Source organism: Vibrio sp. 1288 (assembly GCF_033344475.1).
Window position 1 is genome coordinate 88934 of record NZ_JAWPOX010000013.1, and the last position, 17152, is coordinate 106085.

At 43.3% G+C, this 17152-nt stretch carries 13 protein-coding genes and 1 pseudogene; 6 read left to right on the plus strand and 8 right to left on the minus strand.

Annotated features, from left to right (window positions below):
- Positions 1-228 precede the first annotated feature (228 nt).
- Positions 229-1686, plus strand: coding sequence for a DUF3360 domain-containing protein (locus R8O11_RS11935; protein WP_005375642.1), 1458 nt, complete (start codon positions 229-231; stop codon positions 1684-1686).
- Between the two features lie 131 nt (positions 1687-1817).
- Here the strand turns inward: R8O11_RS11935 and trpB are convergent, their stop codons facing one another.
- The 4 genes and pseudogenes from trpB to R8O11_RS11955 form a co-directional block, all read right to left on the minus strand.
- Positions 1818-3041, minus strand: a complete 1224-nt coding sequence (trpB, locus tag R8O11_RS11940; RefSeq protein ID WP_005375643.1) for a tryptophan synthase subunit beta — start codon at positions 3039-3041, stop codon at positions 1818-1820.
- Positions 3042-3440: 399 nt separating this feature from the next.
- Positions 3441-3747, minus strand: a pseudogene (locus R8O11_RS11945) (S1 RNA-binding domain-containing protein); the annotation flags it as partial.
- A 359-nt stretch (positions 3748-4106) separates the two neighbouring features.
- Positions 4107-4319, minus strand: coding sequence for a cold-shock protein (locus tag R8O11_RS11950; protein WP_005375644.1), 213 nt, complete (start codon positions 4317-4319; stop codon positions 4107-4109).
- 306 nt (positions 4320-4625) lie between these two features.
- On the minus strand, positions 4626-4874 hold the full coding sequence (locus R8O11_RS11955) for a hypothetical protein (RefSeq protein WP_213879526.1): 249 nt from the start codon (positions 4872-4874) through the stop codon (positions 4626-4628).
- Positions 4875-5161: 287 nt separating this feature from the next.
- Between R8O11_RS11955 and pcp the strand changes: the two genes are divergently transcribed.
- The 4 genes from pcp to R8O11_RS11975 all read left to right on the plus strand — a co-directional run bounded on the left by pcp (position 5162) and on the right by R8O11_RS11975 (position 8775).
- Positions 5162-5800: a pyroglutamyl-peptidase I gene (gene pcp / locus R8O11_RS11960; RefSeq protein WP_213879528.1), complete on the plus strand. Its 639-nt coding sequence runs from the start codon at positions 5162-5164 to the stop codon at positions 5798-5800.
- 197 nt (positions 5801-5997) lie between these two features.
- Positions 5998-6261: a hypothetical protein gene (locus tag R8O11_RS11965; RefSeq protein WP_053303741.1), complete on the plus strand. Its 264-nt coding sequence runs from the start codon at positions 5998-6000 to the stop codon at positions 6259-6261.
- A 63-nt stretch (positions 6262-6324) separates the two neighbouring features.
- A complete protein-coding gene (locus tag R8O11_RS11970; protein ID WP_215810434.1) occupies positions 6325-7311 on the plus strand; it encodes a CobW family GTP-binding protein in 987 nt (328 codons plus the stop codon).
- A 171-nt stretch (positions 7312-7482) separates the two neighbouring features.
- Entirely contained in the window at positions 7483-8775 is a 1293-nt protein-coding gene (locus R8O11_RS11975) for a DEAD/DEAH box helicase (RefSeq protein WP_005375652.1), read from the plus strand.
- 63 nt (positions 8776-8838) lie between these two features.
- Here R8O11_RS11975 and R8O11_RS11980 read toward each other — a convergent pair whose 3' ends face one another.
- The 3 genes from R8O11_RS11980 to R8O11_RS11990 all read right to left on the minus strand — a co-directional run bounded on the left by R8O11_RS11980 (position 8839) and on the right by R8O11_RS11990 (position 13753).
- Positions 8839-11865, minus strand: coding sequence for a DUF6701 domain-containing protein (locus R8O11_RS11980; RefSeq protein WP_318194179.1), 3027 nt, complete (start codon positions 11863-11865; stop codon positions 8839-8841).
- A gap of 307 nt (positions 11866-12172) precedes the next feature.
- Positions 12173-13012 carry an arginase family protein gene (locus tag R8O11_RS11985; RefSeq protein ID WP_213960757.1) on the minus strand — a complete coding sequence of 280 codons (840 nt, stop codon included), beginning with the start codon at positions 13010-13012 and terminating at the stop codon, positions 12173-12175.
- A gap of 6 nt (positions 13013-13018) precedes the next feature.
- On the minus strand, positions 13019-13753 hold the full coding sequence (locus R8O11_RS11990; RefSeq protein WP_318194180.1) for an IclR family transcriptional regulator: 735 nt from the start codon (positions 13751-13753) through the stop codon (positions 13019-13021).
- A gap of 348 nt (positions 13754-14101) precedes the next feature.
- On the opposite strand from R8O11_RS11990, the gene R8O11_RS11995 reads away from it, so the two are divergent.
- Positions 14102-15574 (plus strand): EAL domain-containing protein, encoded by a 1473-nt coding sequence (locus R8O11_RS11995; protein ID WP_318194181.1) that lies wholly within the window; start codon positions 14102-14104, stop codon positions 15572-15574.
- On the opposite strand, the gene modF is transcribed toward R8O11_RS11995, so the two are convergent.
- Entirely contained in the window at positions 15562-17016 is a 1455-nt protein-coding gene (gene modF, locus R8O11_RS12000; RefSeq protein WP_318194182.1) for a molybdate ABC transporter ATP-binding protein ModF, read from the minus strand. The genes R8O11_RS11995 and modF overlap by 13 nt on opposite strands.
- Positions 17017-17152: the final 136 nt, after the last annotated feature.

The window sequence follows — 17152 nt, forward strand, 5'->3', positions numbered from 1 at the left end:
AATTATTGTGTAATAAGTGAGATTTTTGTTGTTCTTTTACTAATGTCTAATATTCCTACCCATAGCAACACATGCTTAATAAGCTCAAAATCAAAATTGGTTCATGCCGCTTTCTTAGTATGGCCTAGAAGTTTGATGTGGGTGTTGTCTCGTATTGGTCGAAGGTCTGTCTACCAAGCGAAACTCTAGTTGACGTAGTTCAACGTTGAAACATAAAAGGATGACTCAATGTCTGACAAAAGTAAGACTTTTTACAGGGATGTGCGCAAAAAACCGCATGAATTTGAAAACCGAGAAGACTTTCTAAATCATGATTTAACCGTCATGAGTTTCCGTCGCTGGGGAATTCATTTGCCCTCACGTGATTACAGTATTGAAATCGAAGACTGGGTACCGGCATTAGCAGCAACCATTGGTAAAGTGGTTATGGTCACTGCCATGGTTTCCGCTTTTGCTGCTCAGTTTGGTTTATCTCCGGAATTCATTGCAGAAAACGTGCGTTACGAATTACTTATCGCTGGAGCCCTGTTCGTCATCCTGTTTTCTGCCATCCTAAACCCGAATGCAAACTTAGCGGGAACCCATGGCCCAATGATACCGCTGATTCCTATGATTGCAGCTGCAGGAGGGCACCCTCTCGCGCTAGGTTTGATGGTATGTGTTTTTGGGTTAATTCTCGCCTTAACCAAAGGTGGCTCTAAACTCATGACTCTGACTGGTATCGGGGTTCGAGGAGGGTTGTTGATCTACCTTGGTGCCGTTGGGTTGCTCGGGCAAATTAATAAGACGGAAGCGTGGGCTGCAAGTACGGACCAAGGTTACATTTCGTTTGTGGTCATAGGCCTAACCGTTATGGTTTACGCTTACTTAGCCAAGATCAATAAACGTTGGCTCGCTATCCCATTGTGCTCTGCACTCGCGGGTATTGTTGCTTATTTGATGGGCGCTGAGTTTGCCTTTACCACAGAGCCGGGCCTGCCTAATTTCAGTCCATTCTACTGGTGGGGTGAAGATACAGGCTGGCAGCTAGGCTGGCCAACCCTAGAGCACTTTATTGCCGTGACTCCATTTGCTCTACTGGCAGTCGCTATGTGGTCCCCTGATTATCTCGGCCATCGTGTGTTTCAAGAACTTAACTACCCAAAAGAAGCGAAAGGTGTACTCATGGATGTCGACGACACGATGGTCGGAGCATCTGTTCGTCAGGGGGTTGGTTCACTCTTAGGGGGCGGAAACCTAGCTTCTTCTTGGGGAACGTACATGATTCCTGCCGCAATTGCCAAGCGTCCTATTCCAGGTGGCGCTCTGTTGACGGGGTTCATGTGTATTGCGGCGGCGGTAATTGGCTACCCAATGGATCTAGCAATGTGGGAACCTGTTCTGCGCGTTGCTTTGATTGTGGGTGTATTCTTACCACTCCTTGAAGCGGGTATGCAGATGATCCATAAGCATAAAGATTCACTCAGTGCAGGTATCTGTATTTTTGCCTGTGCATTCGTTAATCCAGTCTTCGGTTGGGCAATCACGATGCTGTTGGATAACCTCGGGCTTATCGGCGACCATGAGCGTGCTAACGAACTATCGCGCAAAGATAAATATCTGATTCCTGGCACTGCGTTTATCGTTTGTGCAGGCTCCCTTGCTATTGTTGGTCAGCTTCCAGGCATTCCAGCTCTTATCGGTTAATCGAATTATGCTCTAAAGGTATAGTGAGAGCAGTGAGTAAAGGGACTTGCTTCTTAAAATAGTAGACAAAAACAAAAAGCTACCTAGTACCAGGTAGCTTTTTGCATGTAGGGTTAGGCTACGGAGTTAGGCTATATGAGTGATTCAATGCCGTATTTTGCGCCGTAGTGTTCAACGACAAAATCAATGTCTTTGTCACCACGGCCTGATAAGTTGATCAAAATCGAGCCGGTTTCTCCTTGCTGTGCGAGTTTAATTGCGTAAGCGACAGCGTGTGAGGATTCAATAGCAGGGATTATTCCCTCTTCACGAGACAGCTCAAAGAAGGCATCAATCGCTTCGTCATCACTGATTGAGCCGTAATTGACACGGCCAATGTCTTTTAAGTAACTATGCTGAGGCCCAACCGATGGGTAATCCAAGCCACTTGCTACAGAGTACACTTCCTGAGGTTCGCCTTGCGCATCTTTAAGCATGTAAGACTTAAATCCGTGCATGATACCTGGCTCACCGAGTGTGAGTGTTGCAGCATGCTCGCCAACCTTTTGCAAAGAGCGGCCCGCAGGTTCAACGCCGTGAATGGCGACTTGTTCATCCTCTAAGAAAGCAGTAAATAGCCCCATCGCGTTAGAACCACCTCCAACGCATGCGACGAGATTATTGGGTAACTTGCCGGTCATTTCTTTGAATTGAACTCGTGCTTCGTTACCGATAATTGATTGGAAATCTCGTACCATTTTAGGGAATGGGTGAGGGCCAACGACAGAGCCTATCGCATAAAGTTGTGTATCAGGATCTTTCAGATAAGCTTCGAATGCAGAATCTACCGCTTCTTTGAGGGTTTTGCGCCCATGAGTGGCAGGAATGACATTAGCACCAAGGATTCTCATGCGGACGACATTCGGATGCTCTTTGGCGATATCAACTTCACCCATGTAAATATCGCATTTCAAGCCAACCAATGCCGCGGCTGTAGCAAGCGCAACACCGTGTTGCCCTGCGCCAGTTTCAGCAATCAGTTTCTTCTTACCCATCTTTTTAGCGAGAATGGCTTCCCCTAAGCAGTGGTTAATTTTATGTGCGCCTGTATGGTTTAAGTCTTCGCGCTTTAGGTAGATGTCTGCTCCGTATTTTTTAGACAAGTTTTCCGCATGGAAGATTGGGCTAGGTCGTCCAACAAAGTGCTTATATAGGCGAGCGAGTTCCGCTTTAAATTCAGGATCTTTGCTGCATTCCTCATAAGCTGCGTTGATGTCATGCATGATTTGTTCAAGCTCAGGTGGAACAAAGCTACCACCGTATTCACCAAAGTATCCTTCTTCGTTGGGCATAGTGAGATCAAACGAGTTTTTCATTATTTACATCCTAGTTAACGAAAGTATTGATACTTTATACCCAAAATTTGGAAGAGGTTGTGTGATCAGTTGCTTAAATAACAATTGTAGATCTAGTGAACTAGTTAAAAAGTACAGCTTGGGTAGGGGATAATAGTTGGGATGTAGAATCAGGTGGTTTGAATAGGTGCAAAAAAGCCTCGAGAGATCCTAGGCTGTCATAAGAACCTCTCGAGGCAAACAGAGTGCTGGAAATACACTCTGCGATGGTGTCTGGAAACAAAAATTAGATTCGTCTCCTTTGTCAGATGTTAGGGTTTTAGAATGAGTCGATGTCAGCGAAATGTCACAAGTTGATTGCGGTATTAAAAGCTTATTTTTTATTTTTGATTAATGGATTAGAAAGTAACCTAAAACAGGCTAACCTACCGAGTGTTCCGCGTCTTTTAAGTTGAACATGATCTTTCTTTGTCTCGAATCGGCGTCTTTAACCAACACGTGCACTTTGGTCCCTAAAGTAAACGTGGCGCTCTGGCTGGAAATTTTTTGTTTGACTACATCAAATTCGAACTCACCATTTTGGAAACTTGATAAAGGAATGAGACCTTCGATTCGGTTCCTCTAACTCAACAAATCCCGCGAAGTATGTGACTCCAGACGCTGTCCCTATGAAGTGTTGTCCGATAAATGGCTTCATGTAATGACATTTCAGTGCTGACTCAACCTCTTAGCTAGGGATTATGTGCTCGTAGTTATTAGAATTTATTGATTGAGCAGATATATTTAATTTCATTTTTTCTCTTATATTCGCCAATCGCTTTTATTTTATAAACTTTATTTTTATGAGCAAAGCATGAGGCGAAGTGATTCAGATATAAATGAGATTAATTTAGTTCCAAACTGGAATTGCAAGGTAGGTTGTGTGATTACCTAAAGATGTATACCAAAGTGACTTTATTGAAAGTGATTAATGATGGTGTGGGAGAGGTAAGTGATTTGGCTATATAAACTTAGATAGAGAATAGTAAGGGCAGTAACAAGTGGAAGGGGATTGTGGCACCAACAACATTGATGCCACACAAAGAATTACAGTGCAGTTACTTCAGCTGCTTGTAAACCTTTGTTACCTTGTTCAACAACGAACGATACTTTTTGGCCTTCAGTAAGAGTTTTGAAGCCTTCAGAAACAATAGAACGGAAGTGAACGAATACGTCATCACCGCCATTGTCTTGAGAAATAAAACCAAAACCTTTAGTTTCGTTGAACCATTTTACTGAACCAGTTAATTTATTAGACATAGATACCTCTATATTTGATTGTTTTAAATATTGAATTTTTAGCTAATATCAAGTGCTACTATATGATTTTAGAGATAACTATTTTGTCGCAGGAACGTAAACGAGGAATTCGATGTGGAACTGAGAGAAACTTTGATCTTTAATTACATTAATAGCTCTTTCCGTAAGAGCTGATGTGCAGTATACCGACAAAATTAATAAAGGCTAGCCTTTTCTTTTTTATTTTTTGAGTACACCAAGCGCATTGCTTTCAAAGCATACGCTTGGTGTATAAGACGGCGTGATGTTATAGGTGGCGTCGAGCGCTTAGTGTTTTCTGGTTGGGCCGTTACGAACGATGTCTTTACCATTGTCATATACGTGCTGCGAAACCCAGCGGCCAAGGAGCAATTGGTGCTTTTCTCCTAATAGGGCAACAAATGGACGGCCATCGGTATTAGAGGTGGCTAGCGCAACGCCAGTGACACCTTCAAGGCCTAGAGCGCCGCTTTCTACTAAATGCAGAAATGCCTCCAACTCTTCAATCGTTTCGATTACATGGTTATCAATATTCATTGTATTCAATCTCTTCGAATTGCATTGCGGTCGCGTACTCTACCTAAGTTAAGCGTGGAAACCAAGCTTCTACGTGCGTCATGTAATGAGAGAACCTTGCCCTGCCACTAATCATCGATAGTTAGTCTCGATAGTCCGGAACTTGTCTAGATTCAATAAAGTGAAAACCCTCGCTGGTTAGACATGAGTCACATAATGTTGTCTGGTTTATCTCATCAATACTTTTGCTATTGGATGGGGTGAAGGGGAGTGCAATAATTTGTAAAACTCTTTTCCTAAAGGCTGTTATGAAGAAAGTCCTGATTACCGGTTTTGAACCTTTTGGTGGTGACGCCATTAACCCCGCCTTAGAAGCGGTCAAGCAATTAGAGGCTGTGGCCATAAAAGGCGGTGTGATAGTTACTTGCCCAGTCCCCGTAGTTCGATATGACTCGGTGAAAGTCGTTATTGAAGCAATAGAAGCGCACCAGCCAGACTGTGTGATTACTGTAGGGCAAGCGGCCGGGCGTAGCGCGATAACCCCAGAGCGTGTCGCAATTAATGTTGATGATTTTCGTATTCCAGATAACGCTGGTCATCAACCGATTGATGAACCCGTTGTGGCTGATGGGCCTGATGCTTACTTCTCGACACTACCGATAAAGCGTGTTGTGCAAGCATTGCAAACGCAGGGTATACCTAGCCAGATTTCCAACAGTGCTGGAACATTTGTATGTAACCATCTCTTTTATGGGATCCAACATTACTTGAAAGACAATCCGATTCGTCACGGGTTTGTTCATATTCCATTATTGCCAGAACAAGCAGCAGATGGCAGTCAGCCTTCTATGTCTTTGGACATGATAGTCGAAGGACTAAAGCTGGTGGCGCAAGTTTGTATTGCCAATGATAGCGATATCCTGGTAAGCGGTGGAACGATTTGCTAGTAAGTGTTTTAAAATCCAGTAAGTGTTTGAAAGATAACAATAAGCTCGTCGTTTGATGTTGTAGTAAATGTTAGCTTTGTCAAATTTCACAAGTAGCGAAAGGAGTAGCATTGAATAGTCAGGTTGGATGTTGTTCAAACTGGCATTCCTCTAGTACAGGAGGTGTTAGGGGCTAACTTTACGAAAGGCGAGTTATTATGAAAAGCAACAAAAGTAAGTCAATCGCACTTATCTCTGTCGTTGTTTTCGCGTTGGCTATTGCTGCGCTTAAATTCGAAAACACGCTCGGAGTTCTTCCCATCGTAGTCGCTATTATCGCGTTTTTTACTTGCGTTATTTATACCGGTAGGTACTTGTCCGATATGAAGCGTTCAGAGTTGATAAGTCAACCCAAACAAGCTCGAAAAATGTGTGCCAACGCATCACGCAATGAGCTTGATGAGTGCGATAAAAAGCGTTGAAGCGAGTCACATTCTCCGTATACTTTTCTGGAGCATTAATGCACTAACGTGTCGGAGATAAGCATGTCAAATCGAGTACCAACCAACATACTGACCGGATTTTTGGGTGTCGGTAAAACGACCACGATTTTAAATCTACTGAAGAACAAACCGGAAAAAGAAAACTGGGCGGTTTTGGTCAATGAATTTGGTGAGATTGGCATCGACGGTGCATTGATGACCGACCAAGGAGCGCTGATTAAAGAAGTGCCGGGTGGTTGTATGTGCTGCACTGCGGGTGTGCCGATGTCGGTAGGTATCACCGCATTATTGCGTCAAAAACCGGACCGTTTATTGATTGAGCCGACAGGCCTTGGTCATCCCAAACAGGTTATCGCGACGCTTACCTCACAGCAGTATGAACCTTACGTTGATCTTAAAGCGACGATTGCCTTGGTTGATCCGCGTAACTTAAGTGATGAAAAATATCTTTCTAACCAAAATTTCGTGGACCAGTTAGACAGCGCAGATGTGGTTATAGGCAGTAAGGTTGACCTTTGTACCAGTCACGACATTGATGTGTTTAATGGCTGGGTGACGGACCAATCTCCCTCAAAAGTATTCAGTAAGCTTATTCATGACGGTGAGTTACCGATAGAAGTCTTGGATATTGAGCGGGTTTACGGCAGCGCTTCTTCCCATATCGAGTCACATCATCATGACCACGCTCATCAAGAGCCTCAATTCCAATTGGCGCCTGGTGAAGCCTTTGTGCGCAAAGAGAACAAAGGGCAGGGTTATTTTAGTTGTGGGTGGTTGTTTGGGGCAGAGTATAAGTTTGATTTTGAAAAGCTTTTCTCTATGCTTTCGGACTTGACCGCAGAGCGTGTTAAAGCAGTGGTCAATACGGATCAAGGTTGTTACGCGTTTAATGTTGCCAACCGAGTCGTTTCGGTGAATGAAATCAGCTTAGAAGGCTTTGAATCTCGATTAGAAGTGATAGATTCTCAGCTGTTGCCATGGAATGAGCTTGAGCGCATTCTCCTTCAGTTATCTGGCATCAAGCATTAAATCGCGCAAAGGTTAAACGAAAACGGTGAACCATTAATATATCTGTGCTCACCGTTTTTTCTTTTGTAGGATTTCAATGAGAAAAGTGAGATAAATCACTCAAATTCGGGTATAGTGCACGGCTAAATTTTTTAAAGCTATTTTTAGTGGTTTGTTTAAGGAATACGCTCAATGTCATTTTCATCTCAAGGTTTTGCGCCAGAAGTGGTTAAAGCACTGGCAGAATGCGGTTATGAAAAGTTAACGCCAATTCAACAGAAGGCGATTCCAATGGCTCGCAAAGGCCATGATATTTTCGCTACAGCACAAACAGGTACTGGTAAAACGGCTGCGTTTTCTCTGCCTATGATTCAGCAGCTGCTAGACAGTAACCGTAGCGCTTCTCGTAAGACTGCTCGCGCACTTATCTTGGCTCCAACTCGTGAGCTTGCTGAACAAATTGCTGACAACATCAAAGCTTACACGAAGTACACGAATCTGTCGGTGGCTGCGATTTTCGGTGGCCGTAAAATGTCTTCTCAAGTAACGGCATTAGAAAACGGTGTAGATATCCTAGTGGCTACACCAGGTCGATTGGAAGAGCACATTGAACAAGGTAATGTCTCGGTCGCACACTTAGAGTTTTTAGTGTTTGATGAAGCAGACCGTATCTTGGACATGGGCTTTATTCACGCAGTACGTAAGATCATGCTAGATGTGGATACTGATCCGCAAATTATGATGTTTTCAGCAACGACTTCGAGCCAACTAAATCTGTTAGCAAAAGATATCCTGCGTAAGCCTAAGCGTATTGAAGTTGAGCGAGCGAATACGACAGCACAGACAGTTGCTCACGTGTTATATCCAGTTGATCAAGAGCGAAAAACGGAACTGCTTTCGGAGCTGATTGGTCGTAAGAACTGGAAACAAGTGTTGGTATTTGTGAACTACAAAGAGACCGCAAACGAAGTAGTAAAAGAGCTGAAACTTGATGGTATCAAAGCGGTGGTTTGTCATGGTGACCGTGCTCAAAGTGCTCGTCGTCGTGCGTTAGAAGAGTTCAAGTCCGGTAAAGCACGTGTCATGGTGGCTACCGATGTCGCTGCTCGAGGTCTAGATATTGAAGATTTACCTCACGTTGTGAACTATGACATGCCTTTCCTAGCGGAAGATTACGTTCACCGAATTGGTCGTACAGGCCGTGCAGGTAAACAAGGTCATGCCGTTTCATTTGTAAATCGAGATGAAGAACTCACGGTTGTTCAGGTTGAAAATCTAATCCAGCAGCGAATTCGGCGTATTGAGCTTGCTGGCTATGAACCAAAACAGCGTGAATCTTACATTGAAAAGCTGCACTCAAAACCAGCATTCAAGAATCGTCAAGGTCGTCGTAATAATCCGAACCAGTCGGCAACAGACCAAGGGTCGGCAGAGCGTCGTCTTGCTATGGTGAAGCGCCTGAAAGCGCGTCGTGGCGCAAAGTAAATTACACAGTCTGTGTGAAAAGAGCCCCTCAATTGAGGGGCTCTTTTTGTTTGCCGTTTCGCGTTAATTTAGGCCAAGCATATTGGGTTCACCACGATAAATAATGCGATCGTTTCCTCGGTGAATACCAAACGTAACTGTAACAGGTGGATTTTCCTCTTCACTTGTAGAGCTATCCCAGTCGTATTTCAGCCAAGGGATGCGATTACCTGAGCCGTCTAAATCCAGGTGGAATTGTATTTGCTCGCGTGCTGAGTCAATTTGGCTTGCAACGATATCGGTCATTCTGCCAATACTCATCGTTCCAACGCCAGAAAGCAGGGCGTTGTTTGCTGGCGCATGAGACCAAATTGGCGTGCTGAAGTAATATTCACCACTCGCCGTTGTTGAGCTGTCATCGAAGTTAGTCGTAAATCGACCGTTTTGCCAAGTTTCTACAGCAAGTGGCACTTTGATCACCATGCCTTGGTTGCCACCTACATCTTGAAAGTTCAAACGACCGAATCGAATGTCCGGTTGTTGAGTGAGCATTTCGCTGTTATCAAAGAAATTTACCTCATCAACGGCTTTAGTCGTGACTATACCTATTTTGCTGCTGTCACTGTTAGTCCCTTTATTAAATGGGCCATCAGGATATTGCTTATCTGTCGTGTTCTTTTTCCAGCATGGGCTATTGTTACAAGTCGCATTGGTCGAGGGCTTCTCTATAACAAACGTTCCAACACTCGCGCTACCCAGTAGTTTCCAGTCTACCTTCTTAGGCTTAGGCGGCAAAAACCGATCGGAGTATGAGCTTAGCTCGCCTAAATCGAAATGTTGTTGAAGGTTAGACGAAAAGTGGACGTAATTCTTCACGTTTTCCTTATTCGCATTGAGTGCGACAATATCGTAAGTGACTTTCTCAAAAGGTTGATTCATGTAAGCAAAAGTTTGGCCATGTGGGTAGTGCCATTCTTGGTCTTGCACTTGAAAATATTTTGGGTAAAAACGACCAACGTAACGATAGCCTTCGTTCACAGTCATACCTAGATATTTACTTTCTAGGTTTGCTTTTACTCTCAAGCTCCCGACTTCTTCCCAATATAATCCATTAAAGACGAATTGATCATTCTTGGCTGAATTATGCGCCTGAGCTAGCGAGTCACTACTTTTTAGCAATTTTGAGGTTTGGTTCGCTGTCTCTGATGGCGTATGTTGCTCACTCGACAAGACAACGGATGCTGCTGGAGCGTCATCAAGCGTAAAATTACGGGTGATAGAAGCATCACAATAGCGTGCTGATTCAACAGACCCACTCACAGAGCCGTCAGGTTGCCAAATGATTGGTTTCACCGTTAGAGAGAAAAGTTCTCCGGCAGCAAGAAACCCTTCTCCTTGTTCAGAGGTGCCAGAAGGCAAAGCACGTTGGTCGTCACAAATAGCGAGTGTCCATGGTCGCGAGTGCACATTAAATGTCCCTTTCACTTCCACTTTGCCTTCTTCTGGACACTCTTCAAATCCCTCACATTCAAAATGATCGGACAATGTCACTTCAAATATGCCGGACTCGTTCGTGATAAGACCATGTTCAGACAAGCCGTCTTTAAATTCCGCTGAATAGCTAAAGTTTCCTTCACTTCCTCCTAATGGTTGAACCAATGGATGAAAAACCTTAGGCGTACCATTGTAGTTGCTTGCCACTACAGGTTCGCCGGTGGAGGCACAAGCAAGCAATCGCGTATGCACGTTTTCTGGTTTACCTGCAATAACGCGTATTTCATTTAAAGTTGCGCTTTTCGTCTTTGAGTAGGCCTCAAACATAAATGGCGTAAACATAAAGCGAACAGTTTGATGCTTGCTCGTGTCTTTCGCCATAGTGAAAGTTAGTGTGTAGTTGGTATCTAACGAGATCGTATCAATATTATTCGGAACCACTCGAACAACAAGTTCACCATTCTCGTCAGATATAAATTGGTTGGCTCCTAATGTCTGCTGACCTTTAACCACCTCTAAAGTGAACAAGTCAGGGTGTGATAGGACAGCACTGACTTCTGCGCTTACAACTTCTCCATTATTGGTTGTTGTTGCTGTAAATTGCGGAAGATCGTCGCCGCACATCAGTGCCATGTCGTCCGATGGTGTGACGCTGAGGTTTAAGTCGTTCTCCGATGGAGGCTGCATGCTGCAATTCGGAACATCTTGAGGGGTGATTGGACAGACTTGGGAAGAGTAGTGACAATCAGCCTCGCCCAATCCACAGTATTGCGTGTATTTGTTGTCTTGTGCTTTCGTTTGTGCACTTCCTGGCGTTTGTTGGATTTCACCACAAACTTGACTAGGCTGATTTGGAGCGTTGTTGAAGTTCAATGTTTGGAAGTATTTAATTGCTGCGGTGGAACTATAGAATGAGCCACTTAATGTAGCTGACGATCCTACAGATTCAGCCGTACCATAGATCGACATATCTTTTATAATCAGAGATTTGTGCGCAGAAACATCACCGACGACAAAATGGTCTTGTAAAGGATGGTTTGTTTTTAGGTGTAGTGTTTCGCCTTGTGATTCGACCTTACCACAGATGTTTGTATTAAATATATTGGTCGTGCTGTGAGTCAAAATGTCACCAATAATGGTGTTGTACTCACCATTAATATGAAGGGCCTCACCTGTTAGCTCTATATCCCCATCGATGAGAACGTTATGCAGCTTTGTTGGATAAGCCGATAGAAGATCACCATAGATAACAGTGTGCTTGTTTTGGTAATCGTCGAGGTTTGATGCTTTCTCATTGTTAACCGTTAATCCGGTAGCGAGGGCGTGTAGAGAGATACGTTTATTGGGTTCACCAATTGTATTATTCCCCTCTAACACAATTCCATAATCTGCTTTTAATGTTATCTCTTTTTCCGGTAATGAGGAGACAATTTTATCACCAGCGGGTAGGACTAGTTTCCCTGTACAGAGATAAGTCGTGCCATCGCTTTCGATACTAAAACTCTTGTGTGAGCAAAGTTGACCTAACTCAGATAGATCTTTTACGTCATAAGTGGTGGCGTGTGAGGTTAGCGGTAAAAAAAGAACCGCAGTGAAAATACTGCAAAGACGCATCATCAAATGTCCTAATGAGTGGAACAAGATGGCATCAAGCGAGCGTGAGCAAATGCTCACTGAAATTGGAATAGCTGCGGTACTTTTTTGTTCTGAAGCCGCTTAGTTATTGAACTTTGGTTATTTTTTATTTCGTATGTCATACCAAAGTTTAGCGGCCTTATTACAACGTAAGTGTCAGGTTAGTTCAAGAGGCAAGTGTGATGTGTGTCGATTTATATGTGTAACTATTTGTTAGTTAAGGATAATAAGTAAGCATGTTGGTTCAGAATCAGGAAGGACGCGATCCTGATTCTGAACGTTTACAACGCTAGGCAGCGTGAACGATGAGTGGAGCCATCTGATATAACTCTTCTAGTATGGCTTTCGTTTGTCTCGAATACACCAGACAATCTCGATCTCCAACGAGCTGAATTGCTCTCACTTTACCTGCAACCAAACATTGCCTAATCGTGCGTAGAACCATTTGGATATCAATTTCTGACGCGCCATCAAGGCTGTTTTTGGTTTTTAGAGATCCAAGGTCGATACTAATGATTATTTGGTCGCAGTGGTCTAGGTAATTGCCGATCTGTTGCTTAACATTATTGCGATGACGAAAAGAAAACTCTTTATCGGTTACCCAGTCACAACCTTGATCCTCCGCGTATTCCCACGTTTCTTGCTTTGTATCTTGTTCGCTAACACCAGCAAAAAATAATCGCACGTTTTGATAGCGAGAAAGAGCAAAATGGAATGCCGAGCCTAAACGTGGTTCAAGTGTTGGTTTCAAGTTCATGTCATGTCCAATATTTACCACACCCACTTCGTCTCGATAGGACACGACCACAGGTAACATGGACAAGATTGCCTCGGTACAGTTAGTTACTAAAACAGGAATTGAGTGGCGAGAAAGCGAAAGGCTTAACGCTTCTTGAAACTCGCCATTCTCCAGTTTGTCGTGGTTGAAGTGCCCATAGTTTTCAGCGGTTTCATGATCATGTTGTTGGTAAAGCCAATCACTAGCATTTTCCAAATTTTGGTCAGCTAATTCAAACGCACCCTTCGACATAGGAGGTAAATACTCGCACACTGTCATAAAAGAAAAAGGGTAATGTTGCGGCTGTTTCACTGTGTGATGGAGTTTATAGCGTTTGAAAAAGCTTAACATGATGAATTACCTTTCTGGTGGTAGTGCCCTTGCCGCTTGCAGTACATGTAAAATAATGCGCTGCTTATCCTTTTCGACTCGGTGGGCCGGAGCCATCACCGAGACTGCGCCAATCAGTTTGCTTCCTTTCATTACCGGTGCGCTAATACCTGAAACACCAGGGTCAATCTCAGAAGTACTGACGGCATATCCGTGTTTACGGATGGTTGTGAGCTCTTTTTCCCACTCGTCGCGTCGGTGATCTTGATTAAAGTATCTCAAGATTTTCTCGCATCGACTTTGAGGCATAAAAGCGAGCATCACTTTAGATGAGGCACCGCGCAGCAGAGGTTGACTTTGACCCTGGACGAAGCTGCAACGCAGCGCCTGCATACTTTCTTTCTGTCTGACACAAAGCGCACGATAACCCGCTGGTACCATATAAGCGGCCATTTCCCCGGTTTGTTGTACCAACCTAGCCAGTATGGTTTCGACCATGTCGAGTCCATGTTGCGCGGTCTCATAGCTGTGCATGAGTAATAATGCCGCCGGACCAACGACAAATGTCTTGTCTTGAACGCTTTCTTCGATCAAGTTCCATTCTTTAAGCAGTTTTAAGTGTCGGTAAAGGCTGCTTAAAGGAACGTTCAATTGCTCGCTTAGCGTTTTCGCAGAAACTGGGAACGGACTAACTGCAACTTGCATTAACAACTGCAGTGATTTTTCGTTTACCTGGTTAGCATTAGCTTTGTTTGTCGTCATGAGAGTGTTGTAACGTGTTGTAGGAGTTACGACAAATATAATTCTTAATCACTGAGAAAAGAAAAATAATTTTAATGGGTAATTCTTACATGATGAGAAACAGACAGGTAAAGACTTTCGCAAGTACCGATAGACATAACATGGTGTCGAATTAAAGTCTCAGGTTTGAGGCGCTTGATACTAAATTGGAACAGGAGTGAATAAGACATTGTTTAGTTTGCGGTATTACTCAGCGTTTCGCATACTGAGTTAATCCAAACAAATAATGTTAAAAAACGTGAGTTGCTAGCGGGTATCGGAATCGAGGTACCATCTCAGTAAATCGGTTTTATAAAAGGTTACTTTTATATGCTGAATAAGGCGATTTTTAAAAAAGCCATCATTTTTCTTCTGCCTATTCCCTTGGTTATTGGAGAGGTTTTGTATTTAGCTCGTGAAAGCGTGCAAAACAATCTCAATCATTTATTAGAAAAAAATGTGCAAATTGCAGATGAAATTTTATTCCAAATAGAGACAGAAAACCGCACGGCGTTGCTACACCCTGAACGATGTGAAGAGCTCCAGCAAAGCTTAATGTTTGAACGAGATATTGAAGAAATGCTCATTGTGAAAGAGGGAGTCATTACTTGTTCTTCGAAATTGGGAAGTATCTCTAAACCGTTAGCTGAGCACATCGCCTTTCCCAAGGGACAAACGCTAGCGCTTGGTAGTGTTGATAGCTTGTACGATCAGTTCTTGCTAGTGGTAACGGAAGGAGAGCGGGGTTACCAAGCCGTAACGATTATCGATCATGACTACTTTAATGCGACAATAGGGTTTAACAACGATTTACGCCTAAAACGCTCTGCGCTGTTTATCCATGATCAAGTTTCACCAGAAGGAGCATTAAGAGCGGGAAGTAATCCTATCGGTATCAAATCGTCGCAAATGTTTGAGTATGAAGCTTTGAGTGAAGCCAGCGATCTTTTCGTCAAACAGAGAACACTTTCCTATTTTTTGTACTCAATTCCAATTATTTTCGTGATCTACCTTTGCTTGTATGCGTTGAATAAGTTTATTGATCCTCATCACAATTTGATACTGGATCTTAAAAGAGCGATAAAAAGAGGAGAGTTGACCCTGTATTACCAACCGCAAGTTAACGTTGATACCGGCCAGTTATTCGGGTTTGAAGCGCTAGTGCGATGGGAGCATCAAAGTAAGGGGTTCATTTCTCCGGATGAGTTTGTCCCTGCGGCAGAGCAAAGTGGATTGGTTTTTTTACTTACTGATTTCGTTCTGGATAAAGCGGCAGAGGACTTCAGTAAATTAGGCTTTGATCAGCCTGTCCACCTTGGTATTAACGTGCCGCCTGGTTATTTAGTCGGACCAAACGCGATCAGAAAAATTCAATTGCTCGACAGACAGTTGAGCCGAAACAAAGTCTCATTAGGGGTTGAGATAACGGAGAGTCAGCTCATTGATTCAGAGGCGAGAAAATGCATTGCAGCGCTGCGAGTGCATGGTATTGATGTGCTGATCGATGATTTTGGAACTGGCCAAACCTCGTTAGCATTTCTACAGCACATGCGCATAGATTACTTAAAAATCGATAAGTGCTTTGTCGAAACCATTGGTATTCCTAGCCTTAGTGCTTCTGTCTTAAAAGCGATGGTTCATTTCGCGGAAGAGTTACAAGTACAATTGATCGCTGAAGGCGTGGAAACCATAGCGCAAGCTGAACACTTAAAGCAGATGGGAGTGAGATATCATCAGGGATACCTGTACTCCAAACCATTACCTTATGAGCAGCTTGCGCAGCGAAATCATTATGATTGGTAGACGTTAGCTCTATAACACTGAGCATTTTCATCAAACACAAACTCTAACTCATTTTTGATGCTATCTAAGCGGTCTTCTTGGTAGTGAGACACATACAATAGTTGGCTTAAATTCTCTCTAGCGATGAGTTCAAGTGTGTTCTTAACTAACCGTCTACCCAAAAAATCTAACCCTTGATACGGCTCGTCCAAAATCAATAATGTGGGTTGTTTCACGATGGCTCTTGCAATCAGTAATAGTCGCTGCTGACCGTACTCTAATTGCTTGAATGAGGTTTTTTTGTACTGGCTCATATGTAAGATATCGAGCCACTCGTTTGCAATATTCATCTCTTTGCGAGTTGGCTGGTTATACAACCCAATCGAATCGTAAAATCCTGACAAAATGACTTCTAATGCGCTGCAATTGACTCGATATTGGAGGTGTAGCGCTGAAGACACCATGCCGATATGCTGCTTAATTTCCCAGATTGTCTCGCCAGTACCACGCTTTTTACCAAAAATATCAATGTCATTGCTGTAGCATTGCGGATGATCGCCAAAGATCAATCCAAGTAAGGTACTCTTTCCACAACCATTTGGACCTTTGACCTGCCAATGTTGGCCCTTGTCTATGCGCCAGTTCAAGTCAGTAAAAATCTTCTTATCGGTGTATTCGACAGCCCCATTCTTTAGTTCAAATATTGGGTTGTTGAATGGCGTCGAGTGCTGACGCTGACGTATCAAGCTTATCATTTCTTCACTCTGTTGCTCTGACTGAGATTTTATTTGTCCAATGATTGGATGATTATCCCAACTGGACTTATCCATTGTACTATCAAGCTTTCCTGCACTGAAAAGCGCGATGCTATTGATCCACTCAGGCATGTCAGATTCGCGAGAGAAGGTTATGAGTAGTTGCACATTTTGAGAAAGCGAGTGTAAATAGCGAGCGAGAGCAGCTCGGTGCGCAATATCTAAGCCAGTAAATGGATTATCGAGTAATACTAAGTCAGGTTGTGTGGCTAAAGCTCGGGCGAGCGTTACTCTTCTGGTTTCTCCGGTAGAGAGAACACGGAAGCCACTATCTCTAAGATGACTTAGGTCGAGATCATTAACTAGCTGTTCAGTTAAGTTAGTGTCTTGGCTCTGTTCTAGGATTAATGAATAAACAGTGCTTCCTTGGTCGATACGATCAAGAAAATCCGTATCATCTTTTTCTAATTCTCTTTCCAGTAATCGCTGTTGCTCTGATAACGACACTTGCGCAACGGACAGCCCATTTAGCTCAATTTCCCCACTATTTGGTGATATTTCATCACAAATAAGGTCTCCAAGCAGAGAGCCAATATCTCCATCCGCGCTGAATATCCCCCAAGACTGCTGAGTGTTAATTTTCCAATCGTCAATAAACAAGTGTGTCGTGTTTCTCTTAGCTGCAAGCTGACGAAAGTGAATAGTCATTGTGTTTGTCTTCCTTGTTTTCGCTTTAGTGGATTACTTATAACAATTTACGAACTCAGTACGGAAGCGCTTTTGTGTATTAATTTTGAACAGTGCTCAGTCTTGTACATATTAACGAAGCCTTGTATTAGAGGAT

What these genes read in the sequence shown, in the direction of transcription:
- R8O11_RS11935 (WP_005375642.1), top strand. Translation starts at nt 229, where the DNA reads ATGTCTGACAAAAGTAAGACTTTTTACAGGGATGTGCGCAAAAAACCG.
- trpB (WP_005375643.1), bottom strand. Translation starts at nt 3,041, where the DNA reads ATGAAAAACTCGTTTGATCTCACTATGCCCAACGAAGAAGGATACTTT.
- R8O11_RS11950 (WP_005375644.1), bottom strand. Translation starts at nt 4,319, where the DNA reads ATGTCTAATAAATTAACTGGTTCAGTAAAATGGTTCAACGAAACTAAA.
- R8O11_RS11955 (WP_213879526.1), bottom strand. Translation starts at nt 4,874, where the DNA reads ATGAATATTGATAACCATGTAATCGAAACGATTGAAGAGTTGGAGGCA.
- pcp (WP_213879528.1), top strand. Translation starts at nt 5,162, where the DNA reads ATGAAGAAAGTCCTGATTACCGGTTTTGAACCTTTTGGTGGTGACGCC.
- R8O11_RS11965 (WP_053303741.1), top strand. Translation starts at nt 5,998, where the DNA reads ATGAAAAGCAACAAAAGTAAGTCAATCGCACTTATCTCTGTCGTTGTT.
- R8O11_RS11970 (WP_215810434.1), top strand. Translation starts at nt 6,325, where the DNA reads ATGTCAAATCGAGTACCAACCAACATACTGACCGGATTTTTGGGTGTC.
- R8O11_RS11975 (WP_005375652.1), top strand. Translation starts at nt 7,483, where the DNA reads ATGTCATTTTCATCTCAAGGTTTTGCGCCAGAAGTGGTTAAAGCACTG.
- R8O11_RS11980 (WP_318194179.1), bottom strand. Translation starts at nt 11,865, where the DNA reads ATGATGCGTCTTTGCAGTATTTTCACTGCGGTTCTTTTTTTACCGCTA.
- R8O11_RS11985 (WP_213960757.1), bottom strand. Translation starts at nt 13,012, where the DNA reads ATGTTAAGCTTTTTCAAACGCTATAAACTCCATCACACAGTGAAACAG.
- R8O11_RS11990 (WP_318194180.1), bottom strand. Translation starts at nt 13,753, where the DNA reads ATGACGACAAACAAAGCTAATGCTAACCAGGTAAACGAAAAATCACTG.
- R8O11_RS11995 (WP_318194181.1), top strand. Translation starts at nt 14,102, where the DNA reads ATGCTGAATAAGGCGATTTTTAAAAAAGCCATCATTTTTCTTCTGCCT.
- modF (WP_318194182.1), bottom strand. Translation starts at nt 17,016, where the DNA reads ATGACTATTCACTTTCGTCAGCTTGCAGCTAAGAGAAACACGACACAC.